General features: G+C 72.0%; 24 protein-coding genes and 1 riboswitch. Of the genes, 9 read left to right on the top strand and 15 right to left on the bottom strand.

The window, feature by feature from the left end; genetic code table 11:
• Positions 1-234 precede the first annotated feature (234 nt).
• From AZE13_RS00595 to thrC, 3 genes are all read right to left on the bottom strand, one after another.
• Positions 235-438, bottom strand: a complete 204-nt coding sequence (locus AZE13_RS00595; RefSeq protein WP_010035953.1) for a cold-shock protein — start codon at positions 436-438, stop codon at positions 235-237.
• Between the two features lie 491 nt (positions 439-929).
• Positions 930-1,208: a MoaD/ThiS family protein gene (locus tag AZE13_RS00590; protein ID WP_066925370.1), complete on the bottom strand. Its 279-nt coding sequence runs from the start codon at positions 1,206-1,208 to the stop codon at positions 930-932.
• Positions 1,209-1,277: 69 nt separating this feature from the next.
• Positions 1,278-2,570, bottom strand: a complete 1,293-nt coding sequence (thrC, locus tag AZE13_RS00585) for a threonine synthase (protein WP_066925367.1) — start codon at positions 2,568-2,570, stop codon at positions 1,278-1,280.
• A 17-nt stretch (positions 2,571-2,587) separates the two neighbouring features.
• Positions 2,588-2,729, bottom strand: a riboswitch (SAM riboswitch).
• A gap of 161 nt (positions 2,730-2,890) precedes the next feature.
• Here thrC and AZE13_RS00580 point away from each other — a divergent pair.
• Together AZE13_RS00580 and AZE13_RS00575 are read left to right on the top strand one after the other, a co-directional pair.
• Positions 2,891-3,853, top strand: a complete 963-nt coding sequence (locus AZE13_RS00580; RefSeq protein WP_066925363.1) for a glucosyl-3-phosphoglycerate synthase — start codon at positions 2,891-2,893, stop codon at positions 3,851-3,853.
• A 49-nt stretch (positions 3,854-3,902) separates the two neighbouring features.
• Entirely contained in the window at positions 3,903-5,342 is a 1,440-nt protein-coding gene (locus tag AZE13_RS00575; RefSeq protein WP_066925361.1) for a trehalose-6-phosphate synthase, read from the top strand.
• Positions 5,343-5,376: 34 nt separating this feature from the next.
• On the opposite strand, the gene otsB is transcribed toward AZE13_RS00575, so the two are convergent.
• The 3 genes from otsB to AZE13_RS00560 form a co-directional block, all read right to left on the bottom strand.
• The gene (gene otsB / locus AZE13_RS00570; protein WP_066925358.1) at positions 5,377-6,285 is read right to left on the bottom strand and encodes a trehalose-phosphatase; all 909 of its coding nucleotides are present in this window, start codon (positions 6,283-6,285) and stop codon (positions 5,377-5,379) included.
• A 50-nt stretch (positions 6,286-6,335) separates the two neighbouring features.
• Entirely contained in the window at positions 6,336-6,584 is a 249-nt protein-coding gene (locus tag AZE13_RS00565; protein WP_066925355.1) for a DUF3263 domain-containing protein, read from the bottom strand.
• A 381-nt stretch (positions 6,585-6,965) separates the two neighbouring features.
• Complete coding sequence (locus tag AZE13_RS00560; protein WP_066925352.1) at positions 6,966-8,234, bottom strand: extracellular solute-binding protein; 1,269 nt, start codon at positions 8,232-8,234, stop codon at positions 6,966-6,968.
• Positions 8,235-8,479: 245 nt separating this feature from the next.
• Here AZE13_RS00560 and AZE13_RS00555 point away from each other — a divergent pair, with 245 nt between their 5' ends.
• From AZE13_RS00555 to AZE13_RS00545, 3 genes are all read left to right on the top strand, one after another.
• The gene (locus tag AZE13_RS00555; protein WP_066925349.1) at positions 8,480-9,448 is read left to right on the top strand and encodes an ROK family protein; all 969 of its coding nucleotides are present in this window, start codon (positions 8,480-8,482) and stop codon (positions 9,446-9,448) included.
• The gene (nagA, locus tag AZE13_RS00550) at positions 9,448-10,749 is read left to right on the top strand and encodes an N-acetylglucosamine-6-phosphate deacetylase (protein WP_066925346.1); all 1,302 of its coding nucleotides are present in this window, start codon (positions 9,448-9,450) and stop codon (positions 10,747-10,749) included. The genes AZE13_RS00555 and nagA overlap by 1 nt, the downstream gene beginning before the upstream one ends.
• 224 nt (positions 10,750-10,973) lie before the next feature.
• Positions 10,974-11,891 (top strand): 1-phosphofructokinase family hexose kinase, encoded by a 918-nt coding sequence (locus AZE13_RS00545; protein ID WP_066925343.1) that lies wholly within the window; start codon positions 10,974-10,976, stop codon positions 11,889-11,891.
• Between the two features lie 72 nt (positions 11,892-11,963).
• On the opposite strand, the gene AZE13_RS00540 is transcribed toward AZE13_RS00545, so the two are convergent.
• The gene (locus tag AZE13_RS00540; RefSeq protein ID WP_066925340.1) at positions 11,964-12,923 is read right to left on the bottom strand and encodes a carbohydrate-binding protein; all 960 of its coding nucleotides are present in this window, start codon (positions 12,921-12,923) and stop codon (positions 11,964-11,966) included.
• A gap of 204 nt (positions 12,924-13,127) precedes the next feature.
• Positions 13,128-14,789: a diguanylate cyclase CdgB gene (cdgB, locus tag AZE13_RS00535; RefSeq protein WP_066925337.1), complete on the bottom strand. Its 1,662-nt coding sequence runs from the start codon at positions 14,787-14,789 to the stop codon at positions 13,128-13,130.
• A 437-nt stretch (positions 14,790-15,226) separates the two neighbouring features.
• Here cdgB and AZE13_RS00530 point away from each other — a divergent pair, with 437 nt between their 5' ends.
• A complete protein-coding gene (locus tag AZE13_RS00530) occupies positions 15,227-15,727 on the top strand; it encodes a flavin reductase family protein (protein ID WP_066925333.1) in 501 nt (166 codons plus the stop codon).
• A gap of 84 nt (positions 15,728-15,811) precedes the next feature.
• Here the strand turns inward: AZE13_RS00530 and arfB are convergent, their stop codons facing one another.
• A complete protein-coding gene (arfB, locus tag AZE13_RS00525) occupies positions 15,812-16,240 on the bottom strand; it encodes an alternative ribosome rescue aminoacyl-tRNA hydrolase ArfB (protein WP_066925331.1) in 429 nt (142 codons plus the stop codon).
• Positions 16,241-16,459: 219 nt separating this feature from the next.
• Here arfB and AZE13_RS00520 point away from each other — a divergent pair, with 219 nt between their 5' ends.
• Complete coding sequence (locus AZE13_RS00520; protein ID WP_066925328.1) at positions 16,460-17,035, top strand: TerD family protein; 576 nt, start codon at positions 16,460-16,462, stop codon at positions 17,033-17,035.
• A 138-nt stretch (positions 17,036-17,173) separates the two neighbouring features.
• Here AZE13_RS00520 and AZE13_RS00515 read toward each other — a convergent pair whose 3' ends face one another.
• Positions 17,174-17,446 carry a helix-turn-helix domain-containing protein gene (locus tag AZE13_RS00515; RefSeq protein WP_066925325.1) on the bottom strand — a complete coding sequence of 91 codons (273 nt, stop codon included), beginning with the start codon at positions 17,444-17,446 and terminating at the stop codon, positions 17,174-17,176.
• A gap of 41 nt (positions 17,447-17,487) precedes the next feature.
• Between AZE13_RS00515 and map the strand changes: the two genes are divergently transcribed.
• A complete protein-coding gene (map, locus tag AZE13_RS00510) occupies positions 17,488-18,342 on the top strand; it encodes a type I methionyl aminopeptidase (protein WP_398780096.1) in 855 nt (284 codons plus the stop codon).
• Between the two features lie 42 nt (positions 18,343-18,384).
• On the opposite strand, the gene AZE13_RS00505 is transcribed toward map, so the two are convergent.
• Positions 18,385-19,746 carry an SGNH/GDSL hydrolase family protein gene (locus tag AZE13_RS00505; protein WP_066925319.1) on the bottom strand — a complete coding sequence of 454 codons (1,362 nt, stop codon included), beginning with the start codon at positions 19,744-19,746 and terminating at the stop codon, positions 18,385-18,387.
• A 152-nt stretch (positions 19,747-19,898) separates the two neighbouring features.
• Here AZE13_RS00505 and AZE13_RS00500 point away from each other — a divergent pair, with 152 nt between their 5' ends.
• On the top strand, positions 19,899-20,396 hold the full coding sequence (locus AZE13_RS00500; protein ID WP_066925316.1) for a hypothetical protein: 498 nt from the start codon (positions 19,899-19,901) through the stop codon (positions 20,394-20,396).
• Between the two features lie 112 nt (positions 20,397-20,508).
• Here the strand turns inward: AZE13_RS00500 and AZE13_RS00495 are convergent, their stop codons facing one another.
• The 4 genes from AZE13_RS00495 to AZE13_RS39195 form a co-directional block, all read right to left on the bottom strand.
• Positions 20,509-21,153 carry a pentapeptide repeat-containing protein gene (locus AZE13_RS00495; protein WP_066925313.1) on the bottom strand — a complete coding sequence of 215 codons (645 nt, stop codon included), beginning with the start codon at positions 21,151-21,153 and terminating at the stop codon, positions 20,509-20,511.
• A gap of 227 nt (positions 21,154-21,380) precedes the next feature.
• Positions 21,381-22,484 carry an aminopeptidase P family protein gene (locus AZE13_RS00490; RefSeq protein WP_079123555.1) on the bottom strand — a complete coding sequence of 368 codons (1,104 nt, stop codon included), beginning with the start codon at positions 22,482-22,484 and terminating at the stop codon, positions 21,381-21,383.
• A 175-nt stretch (positions 22,485-22,659) separates the two neighbouring features.
• Entirely contained in the window at positions 22,660-24,462 is a 1,803-nt protein-coding gene (locus AZE13_RS00485; protein ID WP_066925307.1) for a PatA/PatG family cyanobactin maturation protease, read from the bottom strand.
• The gene (locus tag AZE13_RS39195; RefSeq protein WP_079123554.1) at positions 24,455-24,766 is read right to left on the bottom strand and encodes a cyanobactin biosynthesis system PatB/AcyB/McaB family protein; all 312 of its coding nucleotides are present in this window, start codon (positions 24,764-24,766) and stop codon (positions 24,455-24,457) included. The genes AZE13_RS00485 and AZE13_RS39195 overlap by 8 nt, the downstream gene beginning before the upstream one ends.
• Between the last annotated feature and the right edge of the window lie 37 nt (positions 24,767-24,803).

Genomic DNA, 24,803 nt, shown 5'->3' with positions numbered 1-24,803 from the left:
GGAGGGCGCAAGCCGCCCGCAGGGCGTCGTTCAGGGGTGGTGGCCGGGTGACGGGAGGGCGCAAGCCGCCCGCAGGGCGTCGTTCAGGGGTGGTGGCCGGGTGACGGGAGGGCGCAAGCCGCCCGCAGGGCGTCGTTGAGGGGGCGTCCCCGCGGGGAGCGGCCGGCGGGCAGGGAGAAGGCCCGCCCCCCTTCAAGGGGACGGGCCTTCCCTACGCAGCAGTCGGTCGGCGTCTCAGGCACTCACCCTGACCATGTCCGCCTGCGGCCCCTTCTGGCCCTGCGAGATCTCGAACTCGACCCGCTGGCCCTCCTCAAGGGTGCGATAGCCGTCCATCTGGATCGCGCTGTAGTGCACGAATACATCCGCACCACCGTCGACCGCGATGAAGCCGTACCCCTTCTCCGCGTTGAACCACTTGACGGTGCCCTGAGCCATGCCTAACTCCCCTATTACTGGCCCTTGCACAGGACCGCACTCCGCGGACCCGGGTCAGACCTCACCCCGCGAAGGCCCGTGGGGTGTGCGCCGGAACGCGTCGACCGCCGCTGAATGTATCTGCACAGATGCCCAGCGCAACAGGTCAATCGGACGAGAATTCTGGCGCCGAAGAATCGGCGATATGGCGCGAAATCCCATTTCTCCGGGGCAAGTCGGGCCGGATATAACGCGCTCAAGCGACAAATGCCGCACACACTTTGAACACAACTCATCGCGATTTCCCCTGCGTTCGGCATGCGCGCGGAGGTGTGCAGGGGTATTCGGAACGGGGATCGTCGCAATGGTATCCCCTTTCACGAAACGGAATTGCCCCGTCCACTTGAATGGACGGGGCAATGGATGAGGCAATTCCGGTCAAGAAGCGACAGAGATGGCCGAAATTCGATCCCTCGGAGTTCTCGGATCCCTCAGATCCTCTGCGCGCGGGTTCAGCAGCCTCCGGCCACCGCCGGGATGATCGAGACGCCCGCGCCGTCCGGGGTCGGCGTCTGCAGGCCCTGCTCGAAGCGGACGTCGTCGTCGTTGATGTAGACGTTCACGAAGCGGCGCAGCTTGCCCGTGTCGTCCAGGACGCGGGCCGCGATGCCCTGGTGGTTCTTGTCGAGGTCGGCGATCACCTCGGAGAGGGTCGCGCCCTCGGCGGTGACCTCGGCCTCGCCGCCGGTGTAGGTGCGGAGGATGGTGGGGATGCGAACGTTGACGCTCATGGTTCTGCCTTCCGGACAGGTGACGGAGTGCGAGTACGGGAGTGCGAGTTCGGGAGTGCGGGTACGGACTCAGCCGGCCAGGCCGGCCGCGCGGAACGCGTCCAGGTTCGGACGGATCGTGGCCGTGGGCCCGGAGGTCGGCGCGACGGCGTCCAGCGTCTTGAGACCGTCACCCGTATTGAGGACAACGGTGGTCAGCGCGGGGTCGACGACACCGTTCTCGATCAGCTTCCTGGTCACGCCGACGGTCACCCCGCCCGCGGTCTCCGCGAAGATCCCCTCGGTCCGCGCCAGCAGCTTGATCGCGTCCACGATCTGCGCGTCGTCGACGTCCTCGACCGCACCGCCCGTACGGCGGGCGATGTCGAGCACGTACGGGCCGTCGGCGGGGTTGCCGATCGCCAGCGACTTGGCGATGGTGTCCGGCTTCTGCGGCCGGACGACGTCGTGCCCGGCCTTGAAGGCCGCCGACACCGGCGAGCAGCCCGCCGCCTGGGCGCCGAAGATCTTGTACGGCCGGTCCTCGACCAGGCCGAGGGTGATCAGCTCCCGCAGCCCCTTGTCGATCTTCGTCAGCTGGGAGCCGGACGCGATCGGGATGACGATCTGGTCCGGGAGCCGCCAGCCGAGCTGCTCGCAGATCTCGTACGCCAGGGTCTTGGACCCCTCGCCGTAGTACGGGCGCAGGTTGACGTTGACGAAGCCCCAGCCCTCGCCGAGCGGGTCGCCGATGAGCTCCGAGCAGAAGCGGTTGACGTCGTCGTAGGTGCCCTCGATGCCGACCAGGTCGCCGCCGTAGACCGCGGCCATGACGACCTTGCCGGCCTCCAGGTCGTGCGGGATGAAGACGCAGGACCTGAATCCGGCGCGGGCGGCCGCAGCGCCCACCGCGCCCGCCAGGTTGCCCGTCGAGGAGCACGAGAGGGTGGTGAAGCCGAAGGCGCGGGCGGCCTCCAGGGCCTGGGCCACCACGCGGTCCTTGAAGGAGTGCGTGGGGTTGCCGGAGTCGTCCTTGATGTACAGGCCGCCGGTCACGCCCAGCTCGCGGGCGAGGTTGTCGGCCTTGGCGAGCTTGGTCCAGCCGGGATGGAGATTCGGCTTGCGGGCGACGTCGGCGGGGACGGGGAGCAGCGGGGCGTAGCGCCAGATGCTGGCGGGGCCCGCCTCGATGCGCCTGCGGAGTTCCTCGGTGTCGTAGCCCGAGAAGTCGTAGGCGATCTCCAGCGGGCCGAAGCACTCTTCGCAGGCGAAGACGGGGCCGAGCGGGACGCGGTGGCCGCATTCGCGGCAGGAGAGGCCGGCTGCCGGGCCGAGATCGACGGGGGTCGTGCCGGGGGAGCTTGCGACGGTCTGCACTGCCATGGAGGCGAGGCCCTTTCTCCTCATCTTCCTCGCGGCGCATCTCGCCACGAGACGGATTTGGCACCTTCACTAGCCGGGAGCCTCTGCTGACAGCGGAGACCGGCTGGAGGGTTGCCGGGGCTTCAACGGGCCGTATCCCTCTGCCCCTCTGGATGAGCGCTATGGCACCGGGGCGGGGCCCCGGGCGTTTATGGCGCGGCGACCCCGACATGCGAGGGTCATCCGCGTTGTTCAAGACTGTAACCGAAGGCACTGACAGTCGAGATAGTCGTCCGATCCGCGAGATGGATCACAACAGATCACATGCGAGAGGTGTTTACGTGCTGGAAGAGGTGGAGCGCTGGCTGGGCAGCCGCTCCTGGTCCGCCACCGACCGGCCGCTGGAGCAGCTGCTGGAGGCGAAGCACCAGTCGGGCCGTACGGTCAGCGTCGTCCTGCCCGCGCTCGACGAGGAGGCCACGGTCGGCGCGATCGTCACCACGATCCGTGCCGAGCTGATGACCGGGACGGTCCCTCTGGTCGACGAGCTGGTGGTGCTGGACTCCGGCTCCACCGACCGCACCGCCGAGGTCGCCGCGGCGGCCGGCGCCCGGGTCGTGCACCGTGACAGCGTCCTGCCGCGGATACCCGCGCTGCCCGGCAAGGGCGAGGTCCTCTGGCGCTCGCTCCTGGCCACCACCGGCGACATCATCTGCTTCGTCGACGCCGACCTGCGGGAGTTCTCCGCCACCTTCGTCTCCGGGATCGTCGGCCCGCTGCTGACGGACCCGGACGTCCACTTCGTCAAGGCGATGTACGACCGGCCGCTGGAGACCGGCGGGGCGGGCACGGCTCCCGCGCAGGGCGGGAGGGTGACCGAGCTGGTCGCCCGCCCCCTCCTCAACCTGCACTGGCCGCAGCTGGCGGGCTTCGTCCAGCCCCTGGGCGGCGAGTACGCGGCCCGCCGCGCCCTTCTGGAGCGGCTGCCGTTCCCGGTCGGCTACGGCGTCGAACTCGGCCTGCTCGTCGACGCCCTGCACACCGTCGGCCTGGACGGCCTCGCCCAGGTGGACGTCGGCGTACGCAAACACCGCCACCAGGACGGCCAGGCCCTCGGCCGGATGGCCGCCGCCATCTACCGCACCGCCCAACTCCGGCTGGCCCGTGGTCACTTGGTGCGGCCCCGGCTCACCCAGTTCCGCCGCTCCGAGCAGGGCTTCGCCCCGTACACGACCGAGGTGGACACCGAGGAGCGCCCGCCGATGGCCGAAATCCCGGAGTACGCGGCGCGGCGCGCGGCCTGACCCGCGCTCCGTACGTTTGCGCGGTTCCGTCACGGGTTACTGTCGCGACATGGTCTCCGAGCGCAGCGCGGTCCCAGCAGGTGCCGAGGTTCTCGTCGCGTCCAACCGTGGACCGGTCTCGTACTCCCTGGGGGAGGACGGCACGCTGACCGCCAAACGGGGCGGCGGCGGCCTGGTGTCCGGATTGTCGGCGATCGGCCCCGACACCAACGCGGTGTGGGTGTGTGCCGCGCTGGGGGACGGGGACCGGGAGGCGGTACGGCGGACAGGGGGAGCTCCGGCGCCGGGCGACACCGGCGGCCGGCGCGTCCGGATGCTGGACATTCCGGCCGAGGTGCACGCCCAGGCCTACAACGGCATCGCGAACTCGGTGCTGTGGTTCGTCCATCACATGCTGTACCAGACGCCGTTGGAGCCGGTCTTCGGGGCGGAGTTCCGGGCGCAGTGGGCGTCGTACGAGGCGTACAACCGCGCCTTCGCGCGGGCGCTGGCCGACGAGGCCGCCGAAGGGGCGGCGGTGCTGGTGCAGGACTACCACCTGGCGCTGGTGCCGGGCATGCTGCGGACGCTGCGGCCCGACGTCCGTATCGCGCACTTCTCGCATACGCCGTGGGCTCCGCCGGAGTACTTCCGGATGCTTCCGGACGACGTCGCCGAGCAGCTGCTGAGGGGCATGCTGGGCGCCGATCGGCTGGGGTTCCTCACCCACCGCTGGGCGGACGCGTTCACCGCGTGCTGCGCGGCGGTGCTCGGCGGCACCGGGGGCACCGGGACCGGCGTGTACGGGCTCGGGGCGGACGCCGGCTTCCTGCGGGAACGGTCGCACCGGGCGGATGTCGCCGACCGGCTGGCCGCGCTGCGCGAGCAGATCGGCACCGGCCCCGACGGTTCGCCCCGCCGGACCATCGTCCGGGTGGACCGCACCGAGCTGTCCAAGAACATCGTGCGGGGCCTGCTCGCCTACCGGCAGCTGCTGGCGGACCGGCCGTCGTGGCGCGAGCGGGTGGTGCATGTGGCGTTCGCGTATCCGTCGCGCCAGGACCTGGCCGTGTACCGGGACTACACGGCGGCGGTGGGGCGGCTCGCCGACGAGATCAACGCCGAGTACGGGACGGCGGGTTGGACCCCGGTCGTGCTGCATGTGAAGGACGACTTCGCGCGCTCGCTCGCCGCGTACCGGCTGGCGGACGTGGCGCTGGTCAACCCGATCCGGGACGGGATGAACCTCGTCGCCAAGGAGATTCCGGTGGTGTCCGACCACGGCTGCGCGCTGGTGCTGTCGCGGGAGGCCGGGGCGCACGAGGAGCTCGGGGCGGCCGCGATCACCGTCAATCCGTACGACGTGAGCGGGACGGCCGAGGCGCTGCACGAGGCGCTGTCGATGGACGCCGCGGAGCGTGCCGAGCGCACCGAGCGGCTGGCGGCGGCCGCCACGGCGCTGCCGCCCGACCGGTGGTTCCTGGCCCAGCTGCGGGCCCTGACCGGCTGAGGTCCGTCCCCGCGAGCCCGTCCCGCGGGACGGCTCACCCGGCTGTGAGCCGGTCGGCCAGTGCGCCGAGCAGGGCCACGACGCCGGCGGGGCCGTCGACCACCAGGTCGGCGCGGTCGGCCAGGGCGGTGACCTCGTCGCTGCCGCTGCAGACCAGGACGCCGGTCAGGCCGTCGGAGCGGAGCTTCTCGACGGCCGCGAAGGCGGCCAGGTCGCCCAGGTCGTCGCCGGCGTAGAGGGCGGTGGACGCGCCCGTTTCGCGGATCCAGTCGGCCAGGGCCACGCCCTTGTCCATCCCCGGGGGGCGGAGTTCCAGGACGTAGCGTCCGGGTTCGACGATCAGGCCGTGACGTTCGGCGAGCCCGGTCAGCGGGCCGCGCAGCTGGTCGAAGGCGGCCTGCGGGTCGGTGGCGCGGCGGGTGTGGACGGCGATGGCCCGGCCGCCCTTGCGTTCGACGGCGGTCTCGATCCAGGTGCCGTGCCAGACGCCGGAGGCGTCCAGGACGCCGGGCAGCTCGGCCTGTACGGCGGCGATGCCGGGGTGCGGGGGCGGGGCGTGCAGGGCGCCGGTGGCCGCCTCCCAGCGCTCGGCGCCGTAGTGGCCGAGGACGGTGAGGTGGTCCAGGCCGGATACGGAGTCGAAGCCGCCGAGGCGGACCGCGACGGCGGCCGGCCGGCCGGTGATCACCGCCGCCGCGCGCAGGTGCGGTACGAGGCGGCCGAGGGCGGCGACGGCGCCCTCATGGGCACGGGCCTGCTCCGGGTCCGGGACGATATCGGCGAGCGTGCCGTCGAAGTCGAGGGCGATGACGGATCGTTCGGGGTGGGCCAGCAGCGCGGCGAGGCCGTCGCGTCCGGCGGCGGTGTCCGGTGCCGGTACGGAGCCGGGCCCGGGCTCCTGGGTCGGGTGGGACTGCGGCGCGGAATTCCGGGGGCTTCCCATGTGCCGACCCTACCGGCGCGGGGCGGGGGCCGGGGGTGTCTTCCGTCCCCTCAGCGGCGGGCGCGGCGGTTGTCCCGTACGCGGCGCAGGCGGTTGACGGTGACGGGGTCGTGGGCGAGCGCGCGGGGGTCGTCCAGCAGCGCGTTCAGGAGCTGGTAGTACCGGGTCGGGGAGATCCCGAGCTCCTCCCGTATGGCCCGCTCCTTGGGCCCGGGAGCCGGCCAGGAACGACGCTCCACGGCGAGCATTGCCTCGTCCCGAGGCGAGAGTCCGTCCACTGCGTCTGGCTGCCTTCCCACGTTGTCGGCTTTCCCGCCGCGACCCCTGCGGCGGGCTGTTGCCGCTGCGCGGGGCTGTACGTCACGGGTCCGGCCCTCCGGACTGCCGTCCTGCGGTCCGGCCCCTCCCGTGGGAGGTGGGTGAAACTCTCGCTCCTGCCGCCGTCCATGCTGCCGGACCCTCACCATTGTGGCTGATCGCCGCTGCGGCAGGAGGGGGCCCACAGCCGGCAGGGGGCCACTCTCGTCCACCCCCACGCACCGTTTTCCCTCCCCCTCACGGGAGGGGCCGCTCCGCAGGACGCCAGTCCGGAGGAGCGGCCCCGCACCCGACCACACCACGCCCGCCGCAGGCGCCACGGCGAGAAACCACCGCGGCGGGAAAGACAAAAACGTGGGAGGTCAGCCAGCCGCAGCGCTATCCGCCTCGTCGGCCACGTGCTGGATCTGCGTGAGCACCCCCGCCGGATTCCCCTTGGGTCCCACCGCCGTGCCCATCTTGGCCTTGATGGTCTTGGAGACCAGCGGCCAGGAGGTCTTGTTCGCCGGGTAGAACTCCGCGGTGGCGAGCTGCTCGAGGAAGCCGTGCAGCTTGGGGTACTTGTTGTCGGCGAGCATCGCCTGGGAGGCGGACGTGGTGACCGGCAGCAGGCCGTAGTCACCGGAGAACTTCATCACGTTCTTCTTGCTGTAGACGAAGTCGAGGAACTTGCCGACCTCGGCGCGGTGGCCGTTCTGCTTGAAGGCCATCATCCAGTCGGCGACACCCATGGTCGACTTCGCCTTGCCGTCGACGCCGGGCAGCTCGACGGTGCCGTAGTCGACGCCCTTGGCCTCGGCCTGCTTCATCAGGGTGGGGTGGCCGTTGAGCATCCCGACCTTGCCGTCGGCGAAGCCCTGGAAGGCGTCCTCGCGGTTGAGCTTGGCCGGGTCGGAGCCGGTCAGTCCCTTGCCGACGAGGTTGTTCTTCAGCCAGTCGAAGGTTTTGACGTTCTCCGGGGAGTCGATGCGGTACTTGCCGATGGTGTCGGTGTAGGAGCTGCCGCCGCTGAGCATCCACATCAGCGTCTCGGCCTGGGTCTCCTCGGGGCCGAGCGGCAGCGCGTACGGCATCTGCACGCCCTTGTCCTTGAGGAGCTGGGCGTCGCGGGCGATGTCGTTCCAGCTCTGCGGCGGGGTCTTGATGCCGGCGTCGGCGAACAGCTTCTTGTTGTAGAAGAGCCGGCGGGTGCTGGCGCCGAAGGGCATGCCGTACTGGACGCGGCGGTATTCGCCGGCCTCCGCCATGGCGGGGGTGAAGTCGCCCTGGGTCGAGATGCTGAGGAGCTGGTCGACGCCGTAGAGCTGGCCCTTGGCGGCGTAGTCGGCGTACGCGCCGATCTGGGCGAGGTCCGGGGCGTGGCCGCTGTCGACCAGCTCCTCGACCTTCTTGTCGACGTCCTTCCAGCTGTAGACCTCGACGTCGATCTTGATGCCGGGGTTCTTCTTCTCGAAGGCGCGGGTGAGCTGGTCCCAGTAGCGCTGGGAGCTGTTGGCCGGGCTGTCTCCGTACTCCGCCGCGACCAGCTTGAGGGTGACATCGCCGTCGCCCGAGCCGCTGCCGCAACCGGTGAGAGTCAGCGTCATGGTGGTGGCGATCGCCGCCGCCAGGCTCAGGTACCGCCGCTGCACCGCTTCTACCCCTCGTCCGTTTCCGGGATTCCGTGCTTGCCGGGTGTGGCAACTTGCCGGTGTGGCAACGCCGTCTCGGGGGCCGCCCGCGCCCGGCGTGAACAGCGAGTTTCTTCCCGTGTCCTCCACAAGGTCTACACCACGGAAGATTGCGCTCCGGCATCGGGCTCCCCACCGCCGGTCCGGACGCCGATCATCGGTGAGTGGACTAGACCTTTCGGGGCGGTGCGCGCGAAACTGTTCCCGTGAGACACGTCATCGCCCTCGATGTGGGCGGCACCGGGATGAAGGCCGCCCTCATCGGGGTGGACGACACCGCGCCGCCCGGGAAGACGCCCCCGACGCGCCCCGTCCCGCTGTACGAGGCGCGGCGCCCCACCGGCCGCGAGCGCGGCCCGGACGCGGTGACCGAGGCCGTCCTCGGCTTCGCCGCCGAGCTCCGCGACATCGGCACGGAACGCTTCGGCGCCCCCGCCGAGGCCGCCGGTGTCGCCGTCCCCGGCATCGTCGACGAGGTGTCCGGCACCGCCGTCTACGCCGCGAACCTCGGCTGGCGGGACGTACCGCTGCGGGCGCTGCTGTCCGAGCGGCTCGGCGGGCTGCCGGTCGCCCTCGGCCACGACGTCCGCACCGGCGGCCTGGCCGAGGGCCGGATCGGCGCCGGCCGGGGCGCCGAGCGCTTCCTGTTCGTCCCGCTGGGGACCGGTATCGCGGGTGCCATCGGCATCGGCGGCCGGATCGAGGCCGGGGCGCATGGCAGCGCCGGCGAGATCGGCCACATCGTCGTACGCCCCGGGGGCCGCGCCTGCGGCTGCGGACAGCGCGGCTGCCTGGAGACGGTGGCCTCGGCCGCCGCGGTGGGCCGGGACTGGGCGGCGGTCTGCGGCGATCCGCGGGCCGGCGCGGCGGACGCGGCCGCGGCCGTGGCGTCCGGCGACGAGCGGGCCCGCGCGGTGTGGCGGAACGCGGTGGACGCCCTCGCCGACGGCCTGGTCACCGGGCTCACCCTGCTCGATCCGGAGAAGCTCATCATCGGCGGCGGGCTCGCCGAGGCGGGCGACACGCTGTTCACACCGCTCCGGGAAGCCGTCCGCCGGCGCGTGACGTTCCAGCGGCTCCCCTCGATCGTTCCGGCGGCCCTGGGGGACGCCGCCGGGTGCCTGGGCGCGGGACTCCTCGCCCGGGATCTTCTCTCCACGGAGGTAACCGCCTGATGGCACAGCACCAGTCCGCGCAGTCCCCCCCGGCCCCCCGCCGCACCGTACTGACCGGCGCCCGGATCGCCCGGCCCTCGGGCGTCGTCGAGGACGGCCGGATCACCATCGAGGGCAGCCGGATCGCCGGTGTCCACAGCCGCGGCCTCGACCGGGACGCGCGCGACGGGCACGGCGCCGGCCGGGACGCGGACCGCGCTGCGCACCACGACGGGCGCGAGGGCGCGGACGGGGGCGGGGGCGGGGCCGCGGACGGCGCCACGCGGGTCATGGACCTCTCCGGCCACCTGATCGTCCCCGGCTTCGTCGACATCCACGTACACGGCGGAGGCGGCGGCTCCTTCTCGTCCGCCGACCCGGACGAGTGCATGACGGTCGTCGAGACCCACCGCAGGCACGGCACCACCTCGATGGCCGCCTCCACCGTCACCGGCGAACTGTCCGAGCTCGCCCGGCAGGCCGGGGTGCTCGCCGAGCTCGTCCAGCAGGGCGAGCTGGCCGGTATCCACTTCGAGGGCCCGTTCATCTCCCCGCACCGCTGCGGCGCCCACCAGCCGGAGCTGCTGCGCGACCCGGACCCGGCCGACGTCCGCAAGCTCCTCGACGCCGCGCACGGCACCGCGGCGATGATGACCGTCGCGCCGGAGCTGCCCGGCGGCCTGGACTCCGTACGGCTGCTCGCCGACGCCGGAGTGATCGCCGCCATCGGCCACACCGACTCCTCCTACGACGCCACCCGCCGGGCCATCGACGCCGGCGCCACCGTCGCCACCCACCTCTTCAACGCGATGCCGGGGCTCGGCCACCGGGCGCCGGGCCCGGTCGCCGCCCTCCTGGAGGACGAGCGGATCACCGTCGAGCTGATCAACGACGGCACCCATCTGCACCCGGCGGTCCTGCAGCTGGCGTTCCGTGAGGCGGGCGACGAGCGGGTCGCGTTCATCACGGACGCGATGGGCGCGGCCGGGATGAACGACGGGATGTATCCGCTGGGCCCGATGCGGGTCGAGGTCAGGGACGGTGTCGCCCGGATCAGCGAAGGGCCCACCGCCGGGTCGATCGCGGGCTCCACGCTCACCCTGGACCGCGCGTTCCGGCGCGCCGTCACCATCGACGGCCTGACCGTCGATCAGGCCGTACGGGCGCTGTCGGCCACCCCCGCCCGCCTCCTGGGCATCGCGGACCGCACCGGCTCCCTGGAGGCGGGCAAGGACGCCGACCTGGTGGTGCTCGACGCGGAGTACCGCCTGGTGGGGGTCGCGCGCCGGGGCGAGTGGCTGGTGCACCCGCCGGCCGCGTAGGGCGGAGGGAGGTCCAGGGGGAGGTCCGGGGGCTGTCCGATGGGTCGGGGGCCGGGGCGGGCCGGGCCGGGCCGGGTCGGGTAAGGGCCGGGGGGTCAGGGTCGGGGCCTGGGCCAACCGCCACCGGCGATGGCATGATCGCTCGCGCACTTGTCCGCATGCCCGTGCCGCGCGCGGTCGCCCGACCCACGGCCGCCCGGCCATGACTGCCCGGAGGGGCGACCATGATCCTCACGGTCACGCTCAACGCCGCCCTGGACATCACCTACCGCGTCCCCCGGCTCCGCCCGCACGGCACGAACCGGATCGCCCAGGTGTCCGAACGCCCCGGCGGCAAGGGCCTGAACGTCGCCCGCGTACTGGCCGCGCTCGGTCACCGTACGGTCGCCACCGGCTTCGCGGGCGGCGGCACCGGCGACGCGCTGCGCGCGCTGCTCGCGGACACCGAGGTCACCGACGCGCTCGTGCCGATCGGCGGCGCCACCCGCCGCACCGTCGCCGTCGCCGACGAGTCCACCGGCGACACCACCCAGCTCAACGAGCCCGGCCCGACGGTCTCCCCCGCCGAATGGGACGCCTTCCTCGGCACCTACGGCGAACTGCTCGCCGGCGCACGGGCGGTGGCCCTGTGCGGCAGCCTCCCGCCGGGTGTCCCGGTGGACGTCTACGCCCGCCTCACCCGCGCCGCGCGCACCGCCGGCGTCCCCGTCCTCCTCGACACCAGCGGCGAACCGCTGCGCCGCGGCCTGGCCGCCCGTCCGGACCTCGCCAAGCCCAACGCCGACGAGCTGGCCGCGCTCACCGGCAGCACCGAACCGCTGCGCGCCGCCCGCGCCGCCCGCCGCCGTGGCGCGCACGCGGTGGCCGCCTCGCTCGGCCCGGAGGGCATGCTCGCGGTCACCGCCGACGGCGCCTGGCAGGCCGCCCCGCCCCGCCGGTTCGCGGGCAACCCGACCGGCGCCGGCGATTCGGCCGTCGCCGGCCTGCTCTCCGGCCTCGTGGAGGGCCTGCCCTGGCCGGCCCGGCTGGCCCGCGCGGTGGCCCTCTCCGCCGCCACCGTACGGGCCCCGACGGCCGGCGAGTTCGACCCGGCGACGTACGAGGAGCTGCTGCCCCGGGTCAAGGTCGCCGCCCACCCATGACCGGACGCTTACCCGGAGTCGGCGGCACCGGCTGTCACCAGGGCATCGGCACAGCAGCGCGGCCGGGGGCCGTCAGCCCTTGACGTGGCCGGCCTTCAGCCAGACCTGGTCGAGGTTGAAGTCGCACTGATCGCCCTGCTCGCAGGAGACCTTCACGGTGTTCTGGCCCTGCTTCAGCTGGACCCAGCTGTAGGTACGGGTCCAGCCCTTCTCCCAGTCGCCCTCCGCCGCGTGGGCGAAGTTGCTCATGCGGACCTTGCGGGTGTCCTGGTCGTTGATCGTCATCGTGGACTTGGCGTCCTTGCCGGGGACGCCGTAGCCCACGAACACCGTGTAGGCACCGGACTTGGGAACGTTCAGGGTCCAAGTGGCGGACGCGCCAGGGGTGTTCATGCCGGTCACGTACGTACCGCCGGGCGACCTGGCCCCCTTGACGTCCTTGGAGGTGGTCGCGGTGCCGCCCAGGGACAGGCTGCCCGCGTTCTCCTTGGGCAGGGGGGCCGGCGTCGGCGAGCCGGACGGCTTCTGACTGGGCTCGGTGGAGGCGCCGGCCGACGGGGCGGGGTCGTCGGAGGCCGTGTCGTTCTTGTCGTTGCTGTGGGTGAGCATGGCGACGCCGATGCCGACGCAGACCACGGTGACCACCGCCACGGCGCCGATCAGCAGGCCCTTGTGGTTGCGGCGCGGGGCCGGGGCCCGGTCGGCGTAGCCGGGGGGCGGGACCTGGCGGGTGGCGTCGCCGCCGGGAAGGGTCTCGGGGGCGGCGTAGTGGGCATTCCGCTGCCCGTACGGCTGCTGCGGGGCGACCCGCTGCTGAGCGCCGCCGTACTGCTGCTGCCGCTGCCCGTACTGGCGCTCACCGACCGCGCGGACCTGGTTGTAGGAGGCCCGGGGGACGCCAGGCTGCCGGCCCGCCGCCACACCGTCGCCCGACGGGCCCGCCGCGCCGCCCTCGCCGCCCTCGGAGCGGTAGAGGTAGGCGAACGGATCGTCGTTCTCCGGCGTGCCCGCGCCGTTGTTGCCGGCCGTCATTCCGTGTCACTCCCAGCGGTCTGTACGAAACGTCAGTACGAGATGGACGAGGTGGATGGGGTCGAGGGGACGGGTGGGATGCCTGTGCAGATGTTTGGCCCCGGCGGCACCGCGCCGCACCGGCGCAGCCTACCCCGTTTGGGGGATACCACGCCGGGCCGGAACCGCCACAAGGTCGCTACAGAACGGTGACGAGGAAGGCACTCAGCCGGCCCGTCGGCCCGCCTTCGAACGGGAGCGCTTCTCCACGTACATCCGCTGGTCGGCCGACTCCAGTACTTCCTCGGCCGTCATCCCGCAGCTCGCCCAGCCGATGCCGAAGCTGGCGCCGACCCGGACGGCCCGGCCCTCGACCCGGATCGGCGGGATGATCGCGTTGCGCAGCCGGACCGCGAGGTCCTCGGCGTCGGCCGTGCCCAGGCCGTCGGCGAGCACCACGAACTCGTCGCCGCCGAGCCGGGCGACCGTGTCGCCGTCCCGGACGCCGCCGGTCAGCCGGCGGGCGACCTCGATCAGCACCGCGTCGCCGGTGTTGTGCCCGTAACGGTCGTTGATGGACTTGAAGCCGTCGAGGTCGCAGAAGAGCACCGCGAGCCCCTTGGCGCCGTCGTCGACCGGACCGTCCCCGGGCGCGACGAGGTGGACGTGGTGGTCGAACGGCGCCGGGGCGCCCTCGAAGCCGTCGATCCCGTCGAACGGCTCCGCGCCGCCCGGCCGGAAGCCGTGCGGGTCGCCGGGGAACGCGCCGGAGGAGGCGTACGCGTCGGCCATCGAGCCGGGCGTACGGGAGCACAGCCGGGCGCCGAGACGGGCGCGCAGTTCGGCGCTGTTGGGCAGTCCGGTGAGGGAGTCGTGGCTGGCGCGGTGCGCGAGCTGGATCTCGTGGCGCTTGCGCTCCTCGATGTCCTCGACGTGGGTGAGCAGGTACCGGGGGCCGTCGGCGGTGTCGGCGACGACGGAGTTGCGCAGCGAGACCCACACGTACGTGCCGTCCCGGCGAGCCAGCCGCAGCTCGGCGCGGCCGCCCTCGGCGGAGGTGCGCAACAGCGTGCCGATGTCCTCGGGGTGGACGAGGTCGGAGAAGGAGTAGCGGCGCAGTCCGGAGGCGCTGCGGCCGAGCAGCCGGCAGAGCGCGTCGTTGGTGCGTAGCAGCCGCCCGTGCTGGTCACCGCCCATTTCGGCCACGGCCATCCCGCTCGGCGCGTACTCGAAGGCCTGCCGGAAGCTTTCCTCGCTGGCGCGCAGGGCCTGCTGCTCGCGCTCCAGCCGGACCAGCGCGCGCTGCATGTTCGACCGCAGGCGGGCGTTGCTGATCGCGATGGCGGACTGGAACGCGTACATCTGCAGGGCCTCCTGGCCCCAGGCTCCGGGCCGCCGGCCGTTCCGCGGCCGGTCGACGGAGATCACGCCGAGCAGTTCGCCGCCGCTGCTGCCCGCGGTGTACATGGGTGCGAAGAGGCGGTCCATGGGATGCCACTCGTCGGGGAAGCGGGGCGTGGGTCCGGCCGTGTGCCACTGCGGTACGTCGTCGTCATCCAGCACCCAGCCCTCGGTGTACGGGATGAAGCACAGGTCGCCCCACCGCTCCCCCATGGACAGCCGGCGCTCCCAGGAGGACCGGGAGCCGACCCGCCCGGCCATCAGGGCCTCGGCGCCCGCGCTGCCGGCGACCGCGGCGACGACGAGATCGCCGTCGGGGCGGACGAGGTTGACCGCGCAGAGCTCAAAGCCGAGGCCGTTCAGGGCGCCGTCGGCGACGGTCTGCAAGGTGTCCGCCAGGCTGCGTGCGGTATTCAGCTCGGCGACCACTTGGTGCAGCTGCCGCAGGGTCGCAAGACGGACGTATGGCTCCGACTCGGTCTCCATCGCTCGCTCTCCCTGAGACCTCGACAGCAAACTCCACGATTCTTCGTCGTCCGATTCCACGCTCACTGAATCACAGTGAGCTGTTCACTCGGTACACAGGGTCAACAATTTGCGCCCGCTGTGACTCAAGTCACAGTACGTGAGCGGGCGTTGGCGATCTCCCCCGTTCCCGTCGTCGAGCCGCACCTTTCACCCTTTCCGCACTTTCCTCACGCAAATTCCGGCGTTCACCGCCACCCCGGCGCCTCGGTCGGCAGACCTAGGACGCGAGTCGTCCCCGCGCCCGATGCGAGCGGGGACCGGCTGAAGTTAGCGTTCGTGGCGTGTTCACGAAAACCCCTGCCCATGCGGCAGCCGCCGGCCCCGCCGTCCCCGCCACGCCCGCCGTAGCCCTGACATCGGCGCCGGAGGGTACGCCGATCCCGCATTCTGGTGGGGTGAGTGACGACGAGTTCCGTGCCGCCCTGTCCCGTCTCGCCGCCGGTGTGGTGCTGATCACCGCCCACGACCCGGAGGCCGGGCCGCATGGCGAGGACGTCGGCATGACCGCCACGGCGTTCCTCTCCGTGTCCCTCGATCCGCCACTGGTGATGGTGAGCGTTCGCAACGACTCCCGGATGGACGACCTGCTGGCGGCGCAGCCGCTGTGGGCCGTATCGGTGCTCTCGGGTCATCAGCGGCAGATTGCCGGGCGATTCGCGATGAAAGGCCGCATCAGCGACCGACTGCTCTTCGAGGACATTCCTCATGTACGGGGTGAAGTGTCCGGAGCGCCGCTCATCGGGGGCGCCCTGGCGACGCTGCAGTGCCGTACCGAACAGCGCGTGGCGGCCGGGGACCACACGCTCGTCATCGGGCGCGTCCTCGCCACGTCGGCCGCCGACCGGGACGAAGGGCCGCTGATGTACTTCCGGGGGAAGTACCGGCAGTTGGGCTGAGCGGCCCGCCAGGAGCCGACCGGCGGCTGGGGTCCAGCGGCTCACGCCCGGCGGCTGGGGCCTCGGCAGCTCAGGTCCGGCGGCTCAGGTCCAGTCGCGGCCCGAGCGGCCGCGTTTGGTCTCACCGCGCTGCTTCTTCTCGCGCAGCCGCCGCTCGTTGATACCCCGCGGGATCCGCGCCTTACGGCGTGGCTTGGGCGGCGGCGCGGTGGCCTCGGCCAGCAGCGCGGCCATCCGTACGGCCGCGGTCTCGCGGTTGCGCCACTGGGAGCGGTGGTCCGAGGCGCGCACGGACAGCACACCGTCCACCAGCCGGCCGGCCAGCCGTTCCAGGGCACGCTCCTTCCACACCGGCGGCAGCTGCTCGGTCCTGGCGAGGTCGAGCCGCAGCTCGACCTGGCTGTCGCTGGTGTTGACGTGCTGGCCGCCCGGACCCGAGGACCGCGAGAAACGCCATACGAGCTCGGCCTCGGGAAGGACAACCGAACCGCGGATGACATAGGGCCCGGACATGCCCCCATGGTCTCGCGCCCCCGGGCCACCGTCATCCGCTTTTCGGCGCCGACCGGGCACGGTCAGTCCGGTAAAGAAAGTAAAGGAGCCTGGAACCTCCTGGTCCCCTCACGACGTTGTGGTGGGTGACGGTAGCTTCGTGCGCGGCACTGCGTGGGCAGTGGGGCGGTACGGAGCCCGCCGACGATTCGACGCGTTGACAACGAAAGGGACATCCCCATGGCTGTAAGCCTGTCCAAGGGCGGCAACGTCTCGCTCACCAAGGAGGCACCGGGCCTGACCGCCGTCACGGTCGGCCTCGGCTGGGACGTCCGCACCACCACCGGCACGGACTTCGACCTCGACGCGAGCGCGATCGCGGTCAACCCGAGCGGCAAGGTCTACTCGGACCAGCACTTCATCTTCTTCAACAACAAGTCCACGCCGGACCAGTCGATCGTCCACACCGGTGACAACGTCACCGGCCAGGGCGAGGGCGACGACGAGCAGATCAACGTCAACCTGGCGGCCCTGCCGGCCGACGTCGACAAGATCGTCTTCCCGGTTTCGATCTACGACGCCGAGAGCCGCAGCCAGAACTTCGGCCAGGTACGGAACGCGTTCATCCGCATCGTCAACCAGGCCGGCGGCACCGAGATCGCCCGCTACGACCTCAGCGAGGACGCGGCCACCGAGACCGCCATGGTCTTCGGCGAGCTGTACCGCAACGGCGCGGAGTGGAAGTTCCGCGCCGTGGGCCAGGGTTACGCCTCGGGCCTGCGCGGCATCGCCCAGGACTTCGGCGTCAACGTCTGAGGCCAGGATCCGGCGCCTGAGGCGCCACCGCGGTCTCTTGGAGGGCCGGCTCCCGTTCGGGAGCCGGCCCTCGGCGCATTCCGGGCAGCCGGTACCACCGCGACGGGCAGCCGGCGTCAGGCGGATGGGCAGCCGGCGTCAGGCGACCGCGTCCTCGGCGGCCGCCTCGGGCGGCGTGGCCAGCGCCGCCACCTCGTCCAGCGAGAGCCCGAGCGTGCCCGCCAGGGCGGCGACCGTGAAGAACGCCGGCGTCGGCGCCCGCCCGGTCTCGATCTTCCGCAGCGTCTCGGCGGACAGCCCCGCCGCCGCCGCGACCTCGACCATGCTCCGCTCGCCGCGCGCGGTACGCAGCAGCGTCCCGAGCCGCTCGCCGCGCTCCCGCTCCCAGGGGGTCAGTGGAGTTCGCACCATGCCCGTGATACTAATACCGGTAAACAAATACCGGTAAACAAATACCGCAGGCATGCCCGCATCCATGCCATACCCATGTTCATGTCCATGTCCATGTCCATGCCTGCGCTCGGGAGGGAAGAACGCTCATGGTGGAGATCAAGACGGATGCGTCGATGGACGCCATGCGGGTGGCCGGCCGGGTCGTCGCCGACGCACTGGCCGCGGTACGCGCGGCCGCCGCCCCCGGAGTGCGGCTGCGGGACCTGGACGAGGTCGCCCGTACGGTCCTGCGCGAGGCGGGCGCCGACTCACCGTTCCTCGGCTACCGCCCGTCCTTCGCCCCCACCCCGTTCCCGGCCGTCATCTGCGCCTCCGTCAACGATGCGATCGTGCACGGCATCCCGGACGCCACCCGGCTGTGCGCCGGCGACCTGGTGAGCATCGACTGCGGCGCGGTCGTGGACGGCTGGGCGGGTGACTCGGCCCTCAGCTTCACCGTCGGCACTCCGCGCCGTGAGGACCAGCGGCTGATGGACGCCACCCGGCGGGCGCTGGAGGCCGGCATAGCGGCGGCCGTCGTCGGCGCCCGGATCGGTGACATCTCGCACGCGATCGGGAGCGTCGGACGGGCCGCCGGCTACGGCATCCCCGACGACTTCGGCGGACACGGCATCGGCCGCACGATGCACGAGGACCCGCCGGTCCCCAACGACGGCCGCCCGAACCGGGGCCTGGTGCTGCGCCACGGTCTCGTCATCGCCATCGAGCCGATGTTCCTGGCCGGCGGCGGGGACGACTACTACGCGGACGGCGACGGCTGGACCCTCCGCACGGTCGACGGCAGCCGCGCCGCCCACTTCGAGCACACAGTGGCGGTCACGAACGACGGCCCGCGGGTACTCACGTCGCCGTAACCCCCTTTGCGGCAAGGGCACTTGCGGCAATGGACGTTTCCGTCACGGCCTTTGCGTCAGCACGCCGAGGTCCACCGTCTCGGCCATCGCGCGGTATCCGGCGTCGTTCGGGTGCAGGTGATCGCCTACGTCGTACGCGGCCAGCATCCGGTCCCGGTCGGCGGGGTCGGACAGCGCCCGGTCCAGGTCGGCCACCCCGTCGAACTCACCGGAGGTGCGTATCCACTGGTTGAGCGCGTCCCGCTTCTGCTCACCGCGCTCGGTGTAGTAGCTGCTCCCCTTGAACGGCGTCAGCGTGGCACCGATGACCTTGACCCCCTTGGCGTGCGACTGGCGTATCAACTCCCGCTGCGCGGATATCAGTCGCTCGACCGTGGTGTCCGGCGACGGCGGGACCGGCCCGTTCTCCCACTCGCTCGCCATGATGTCGTTGATGCCTTCCAGCACGATGACCGTGCCCACATTCGGGTCGTTCAGGACGTCCTCACGGAAGCGGGTCACCCCCTTCTCTCCGGCCCAATCGGAGTCGCTGGCAAGTCTGTTGCCGCTGATCCCCTCATTGACGACACTGCGCGGCCGGCCGGCCGCGGCGAACCGCTCGGCCAGCTCGTCCGGATAGCGGTTGTTCGCGTCGAGCGTGGAGCCGTAGCCGTCGGTGATGGAGTCGCCGAAGGCCACCACTCCGTCGCGGTGCGCGGACCGGCCGCCGGCGACCTGCACACCGGAGAGGTAGTACCAGGACGTCGACGTCTCGGTGAAGGCCTCCGCACCGACATCGGCGCGGTGGTCCCCGGCCGCGCGATAGCTCGTGGCCCTGCCGAGGGCGTGGAAGGTGGCCGGGCCGGTCGGGGCGTCCAGATAGATCGTGACGGTCACCGACTCCAGCGCACGGACCTCCAGCCCGACGCCGTCGCTGAGCAGCTCACCACCCGCCGGTATGGTCACCGACCGCCCGCCCCCGAAGGTCAGCGCGCGCACCGACCCGGCCTGCACCTCGGCGCCACGGCCGGCACGGGCGACGGTGGCACCGGCCACCTTCAGCGGCGTACGGCCGTAGCGGTTGGACAGCTCGATACGGGCTCGTGTGCCGCCGATGCTGACCCGGACGACCTGGCGGACCGTCTGCCGCGCGAAGCCGGTCTCGGACCAGTTCGGGCCCATGACCGTGTTCGGCGCCAGCGGCGAGGCCGCCCAGCCGCCCCGCCACCGGCCGCCGCCGGGCCGCTCGCCGTACCCCGCTCCCTGGTCACCGCCCGCTCTGCCGGCACGGTCACCGCCCGCCCCGGCCGCATACGCCGCCGCCCCGTGCTGCCCACCAGGCGGAGCCGGCGGCACCGGCAGCGCCACCAGGGCGGTCGCCAAGAGCAGTGCGGCACCCGAGCGGCACACAAGAGAACCAGACATGGTCTTTCCCCCTCCTTGGGCTTCCTTCCCTGCCCCTCCTCGGCCATCGCCTTCCCCCGAGGACCGCTGACGGCCCCGAGCCGGGCCGCTGACGCCCTGAGCCGGGCCGGTGCGGGCGATGGCCCGTCGCACCGGCGTGGCACCATCAAGGTGTGATCGACCTCGGCTACTCCCTCTCCTCTCGCTTCCCGGACCCGCCGCAGACGGACTACCGGACCGCGGATGTCCACACCCTGCGGCACGACCTCTTCTGCGGCGACGTCTACATCGCCGACACCAAGGCGGACCGCGAGCTGTCCACGGCCTGGGGCTGGGTACCCGTCCTCGACTTCGCCTGGGCCCTGTGCGACATCGTCGAGCAGCTCGACACCGACCCCCGTGGCAGCCGCTCCGCCCGCCCGATCCACGCCGAACTGGACTTCACCGAATCCGCCGACCGGATGCTCTTCGAGCGCCGATTCGGGTGGGTGGACATCGACGCCGACTGGATGCCGGCCGACGAAGCCCCGCTCACCTTCAACCACGCCGCGCTACGCCGCGAGGCCCGCGATTTCCTGCACGACCTGATCGCCGACCTCACCGACATGCACGACGGCCTCGCCGACAACCCCGCCATCTGGAACCTCCAGGCCCGCTTCCCGCGCATCTGACCGGCCCGGCACCGCGCCGTCGGCCCCACCCGCCGTCCCCCCCGCCCCGCCCCATCGCTCCACCCGTACCCCCGTCACTCCCCCATCCCCCATCTATCCCCCTATCCCCCCATCACTCCACCCGTACGCCTATCTGCGCCGCGAACGCCGGGGCCAGGTCCATCAGTTGGGCCGCGCTGATCACCGCGCCCGACAGCCGGTCGATCCCCCGCGCGATGTCCACCACAGCCGCACCCCGCAGATCGACGTCCGTCATCCGCGCCTGGGAGAAATCCACCCGGGTCAGGGTGCAGTCGTCGAATGTCACGCGCTCCAGCTCCGCCCCCGCGAAGTCCGCCTCGATCAGCACGCACCCCTCGAACGCGACGTCCCGCAGCTTCGCCATCCGCAGATTCGGGAAGTCGATCTTCCCGCCGCGCACCACGACCCGCTCCAGCACCGCACCGTGCAACTGCACTCCGCCGAGCCGGGCCTCCGACACCTCCACATCGCGCAGGGTCGCCCCGGACAGATCCGTCCCGACCCCGCGCACCCCGCTCAGCACGCTGTCGACGAACCGCGCCCGGCCGAGCCCCGTTTCGTCCAGCCCGCACCGCCGCACCGCGCAGTCCATGAAGTGTGCGCCGCGCGCCGACTGCCGCGCCCAGTCCGCGTCCGCGAACTCCAGCCCGTCGTAATCCCCCTCGGCCTCCAGCTCCCCGCCGTCGTACGTCGTCAGCGCCGGCAGCCGCACCTCCGGCCGCCGCACCGCCCGCACCGTTCCGTTCCCGCTGCCCCTGCCGTTCCCACTTCCCCTGCCGGTTCCCCTGCCGCCGCCGCTTCCCCTGCCGCTGCCGCGCCCTGCCACGCGATCACCCCTTCCGATCTCGTGACCCATCGTGCAGCACCCCACTGACAATCCGGCCTGACCAGCGAAAACCCGATCCGCGAAGAGCCGATCAGCGAAGAGACGGAGGAAGAGGGAGGAAGAGCCGGGGGGACCGCCTACCGCACCACCGCCAGCTCCCGCTCCGTCTCGTTCAGCCGCCGCCCGCCCGACTCCGTACACGTCACGATGTCCTCGATCCGCACCCCGAACCGGCCCGGCAGGTAGATCCCCGGCTCGATCGAGAAGCACATCCCCGGTACGAGCGGCAGATGTTCGCCCTCCACCAGGTAGGGAGGCTCGTGCGTGGTCACCCCGATGCCGTGCCCCGTCCGGTGGATGAAGTACTCGCCGTACCCCGCCGCTTTGATCACCCGCCGGGCCACCCGGTCGATGTCCTGGCACGCGATGCCCGGCCGGACCGCCTCGAACGCCTCCTGCTGCGCCTCCCGCACGACGGCGTGCACCTTGCGCTCCTCGGCACCCGGCTCCCCGACGTGCACGGTCCGCGTCGTATCCGACCCGTACCCGTCCTTCAGGCCGCCGAAGTCGAGCACCACCATGTCCCCGTCCTGGATGACCCGTTCCCCCGCCTCATGGTGCGGATTGGCGCCGTTCGGGCCGGAGCCGACGACCGTGAAGTCCACCTGGCTGTGTCCGTGCTCCCGCAGCAGCCGCGCCAGGTCCGCCGCCACCTCGGACTCCCGGCGCCCGGCGAAGCGCACCCCCAGGATCTCCTCGTACGTGGCGTCCGCGGCGGCCCCGGCCGCGGCCAGCCGCTCCACCTCATGGGCGTCCTTGACGGCCCGCAGCATCGGCAGCACCTCCGTCAGCGCGGCGTATCCGCTCCCCGGCAGCGACCGCTGCAGCCCCAGCAGATGGAGCGCCCAGGTCGAGTCGGACACCCCGTAACGCCCCTGCGGCACCATCCACTTGGCGACCTGCGCGTACGGATCCGAGCCGTCGCTCCACCCGGACACCTCCACCGCCTCCGCCCCCGGGGAGTACTCCGCGTCCGGCTGCTCCAATACGGGCACCATCAGCCGCGACCGCCGCCCCGGTTCGATCACCAGGGCGGTCAGCCGCTCGGTGGCCGCGGGCGGTGCGTAGCCGCACAGCCACACCAGATCGGGCCCCGGCGTCACGATCAGCCCGGCCAGCCCGGCGTCGGCGGCGGCCCGGCCGGCCCGCTCCATGCGCCGCTCGTAGTCCTCGGAGGTCATCGCATTCCTATTCACCATGCCGGCGAACCTACGCCGAAAGGCCCCCTCCGGACACTGCGAATCGGCCCACCGCGCCCCACTTCACCCCTCCAGTGCCGATCGCCCCTCCAGTGCCGCACCGAACGCCGCTCCCCGCCTGCCGATCCTCACCGGCCCCGGACGGCCCCGCGTCCGGCTACCGGGATTCGGCCCAGGTATGGACCGGGCCGAGGGAGACCGGCAGGGTGTCGGAGACGTCGATGGTGAAGCGGAACACGGTCCGGGAACGCAGCCCGTTCACCGGGTCGAAGAAGCGGAGTTTGACGTCCCAGCAGTCACTGTTCAGCCGGCAGAAGGGGCTCTTCTCCACGGTGATGGTGTCCAGGGCCCGCCCGGTGGCGATGGCTTCGGCCACGGTGGTGGCGGCCTGGAACACATTGGTGGCGGCGAAGTTGAGCGCACGGTCCTTCGCGGCGGACCCGCGGTTGCGCAGGTCGTAGTAGACCCGGGCGAGGAACTCCCGAAGGGCTTCGCGGACCTCGGTGGCGGGGGCGGCGCCGGCCTGGTCCCCGAGAGCGGCGACGGCCGCGTCGAGCAGGGTCCGCAGGCGCCACCCGTACACCCCTCTGGTCTGCTCGACCTCCACTACGGGCACGACCTGCCCGGAGAACAGGCGCACGGTGCGGTCGGTCAGCCGGCCCGGCACGGAGATCCGTTCCAGGGACGCGGGGTCGTCCGGCGCGAGGATCTGTCTGCCGAACAGCGTGGTCAGCGCGGCGTGGACCTCGGCGGCGAACGGCCCCGCCGGTTCCAGGGCGTAGACCGGGGTGAGCTCCAGGTACAGCGTCCAGATGAGCGATCCGGTCTCGGAGGGGTGGGCGGTGAGGTGGTCGACCATCTGCCGGGAGTCGTACGGGTTGGCCGGTACCGTCGTGCCGTCGATCGTCACCGGGGCCATCAGCTGCTTGAACGTGTCCCGGCGCGCCTCGGTGCCGAAGTCGTACCCCAGCGTGCCCAGCGCGTAGACGGGACCGGTGCGGCGTGGCAACACCGCTGACGTCACCACGCCCGCGTCACCCGTTGTCGTCCGGCTGCGGCTGCGGATGATCTCGGTGGCGCCGGCGATGTCGAGCTTGCCGCCGAGACAGCGGGCCGGCTCATCGTCCGTCTCGTCGGTCGAGCACGGCGCAGCGGAGTCCAGGAGCGCCTGGCGTACGGCGAGCGGATCGATCGCGCCACCGTCGGCGATCTGGAGACTGACCAGCAGCGCGGCCACTCCGGCGGCGAACGGGGTCGAGCAGCTGGTGCCCTTGTGCCGCTTGACACCGCTCTCGTCGATGAGGCTGGCGCCGGGCATCTCGCCGCCGGGGGCGACGAGCGCGGTGGGGTGGTACTGCGGTCCCCAGTTGCTGAATCCGTAGACCGCGCCGTCGTCGTCGTGGGCCCCCACGGCCAGGACCTCGGGCAGGGCCGCCGGATAGCAGGAACACTCCCCCTTCTCGTTGCCGGCGGCCGCGATGACGAGCACGCCCTGCTCTTCCGCGTGGCGCACCGCGGCCCGCAACAGGCCGTCGACGTCGTCGGAGCGGCTGGGCAGGCACTGTTCGATCACGATGATGTGCGCACCGGCGCCTACGGCAGCCTCGATCGCCCGGGCCGTGTTGACCGGGTCCACGTGGTGCCGCTCGGCGATCAGGCAGGGCACGATCAGTCCGGTGCAGCCCGGTGCCAGGCCGGGGGCGGTGCTGCCGTGCCGGCCGAACAGGATGCTGGCGACCCAGGTCCCGTGTTCCTGGGCGTACTCCAGCAGCTCGGCTTCGACGTCAGCCTCGCGATCACCGAGCCATCCGGTATCCACTTCCAGAATGGTCGCCCCGTCGAAGCACGGGTGGGACATATCGATGGGTCCGCCGTCGACCACGGCGACCCGCACCCGCGGATCGCCCGTGGTCAGCGCCCACAACTCGGGGAGTCCTGGGACATCAGCGAGTTCAGGCACCCGCTGCTCCATTCGCACCGGACGGCCGGGACAGCCCGGACGGCCCGGACAGCCCAGATGGACCGGAGGGACCGGATGGACCGGATGGACCGGAAGAAACGGGGTTACTGGATGTGCCGGACAGCTTCAGGCGGGCGTGGGCCGGCGGTGCCCAGTACTGCGGGTCGTTGAAGTTGGCCCCGTGCATCAGCTGGATACGAAGGGAGATCAGCTGTTCCGGGGTGCCGTGCTCGACGTCGACCGTCCGGTGTGGCTGGATCAGCTCCGGCCTGCACACCGGCGGCGATTGCGGGGGAAGGCGCATCGGTCTCTCCTGTGTTGCTGACGGCCGACGGCGTGGC

Origin of the sequence: Streptomyces sp. NBRC 110611 (genome assembly GCF_001590865.1) — a bacterium.
Lineage (GTDB): Bacteria > Actinomycetota > Actinomycetes > Streptomycetales > Streptomycetaceae > Streptomyces.
This window is presented reverse-complemented; position numbering and strand designations above follow the sequence as displayed.

Coding starts and splice junctions, on each gene's coding strand:
- otsB (WP_066925358.1), bottom strand. CDS start 6,285: ATGGGAAGCCCCCGGAATTCCGCGCCGCAGTCCCACCCGACCCAGGAG.
- AZE13_RS00490 (WP_079123555.1), bottom strand. CDS start 22,484: ATGACCTCCGAGGACTACGAGCGGCGCATGGAGCGGGCCGGCCGGGCC.
- AZE13_RS00520 (WP_066925328.1), top strand. CDS start 16,460: ATGGCTGTAAGCCTGTCCAAGGGCGGCAACGTCTCGCTCACCAAGGAG.
- arfB (WP_066925331.1), bottom strand. CDS start 16,240: ATGTCCGGGCCCTATGTCATCCGCGGTTCGGTTGTCCTTCCCGAGGCC.
- AZE13_RS00595 (WP_010035953.1), bottom strand. CDS start 438: ATGGCTCAGGGCACCGTCAAGTGGTTCAACGCGGAGAAGGGGTACGGC.
- AZE13_RS00545 (WP_066925343.1), top strand. CDS start 10,974: ATGATCCTCACGGTCACGCTCAACGCCGCCCTGGACATCACCTACCGC.
- AZE13_RS00575 (WP_066925361.1), top strand. CDS start 3,903: ATGGTCTCCGAGCGCAGCGCGGTCCCAGCAGGTGCCGAGGTTCTCGTC.
- nagA (WP_066925346.1), top strand. CDS start 9,448: ATGGCACAGCACCAGTCCGCGCAGTCCCCCCCGGCCCCCCGCCGCACC.
- cdgB (WP_066925337.1), bottom strand. CDS start 14,789: ATGGAGACCGAGTCGGAGCCATACGTCCGTCTTGCGACCCTGCGGCAG.
- AZE13_RS00505 (WP_066925319.1), bottom strand. CDS start 19,746: ATGTCTGGTTCTCTTGTGTGCCGCTCGGGTGCCGCACTGCTCTTGGCG.
- AZE13_RS00515 (WP_066925325.1), bottom strand. CDS start 17,446: ATGGTGCGAACTCCACTGACCCCCTGGGAGCGGGAGCGCGGCGAGCGG.
- AZE13_RS00590 (WP_066925370.1), bottom strand. CDS start 1,208: ATGAGCGTCAACGTTCGCATCCCCACCATCCTCCGCACCTACACCGGC.
- AZE13_RS39195 (WP_079123554.1), bottom strand. CDS start 24,766: ATGCGCCTTCCCCCGCAATCGCCGCCGGTGTGCAGGCCGGAGCTGATC.
- AZE13_RS00540 (WP_066925340.1), bottom strand. CDS start 12,923: ATGACGGCCGGCAACAACGGCGCGGGCACGCCGGAGAACGACGATCCG.
- thrC (WP_066925367.1), bottom strand. CDS start 2,570: ATGGCAGTGCAGACCGTCGCAAGCTCCCCCGGCACGACCCCCGTCGAT.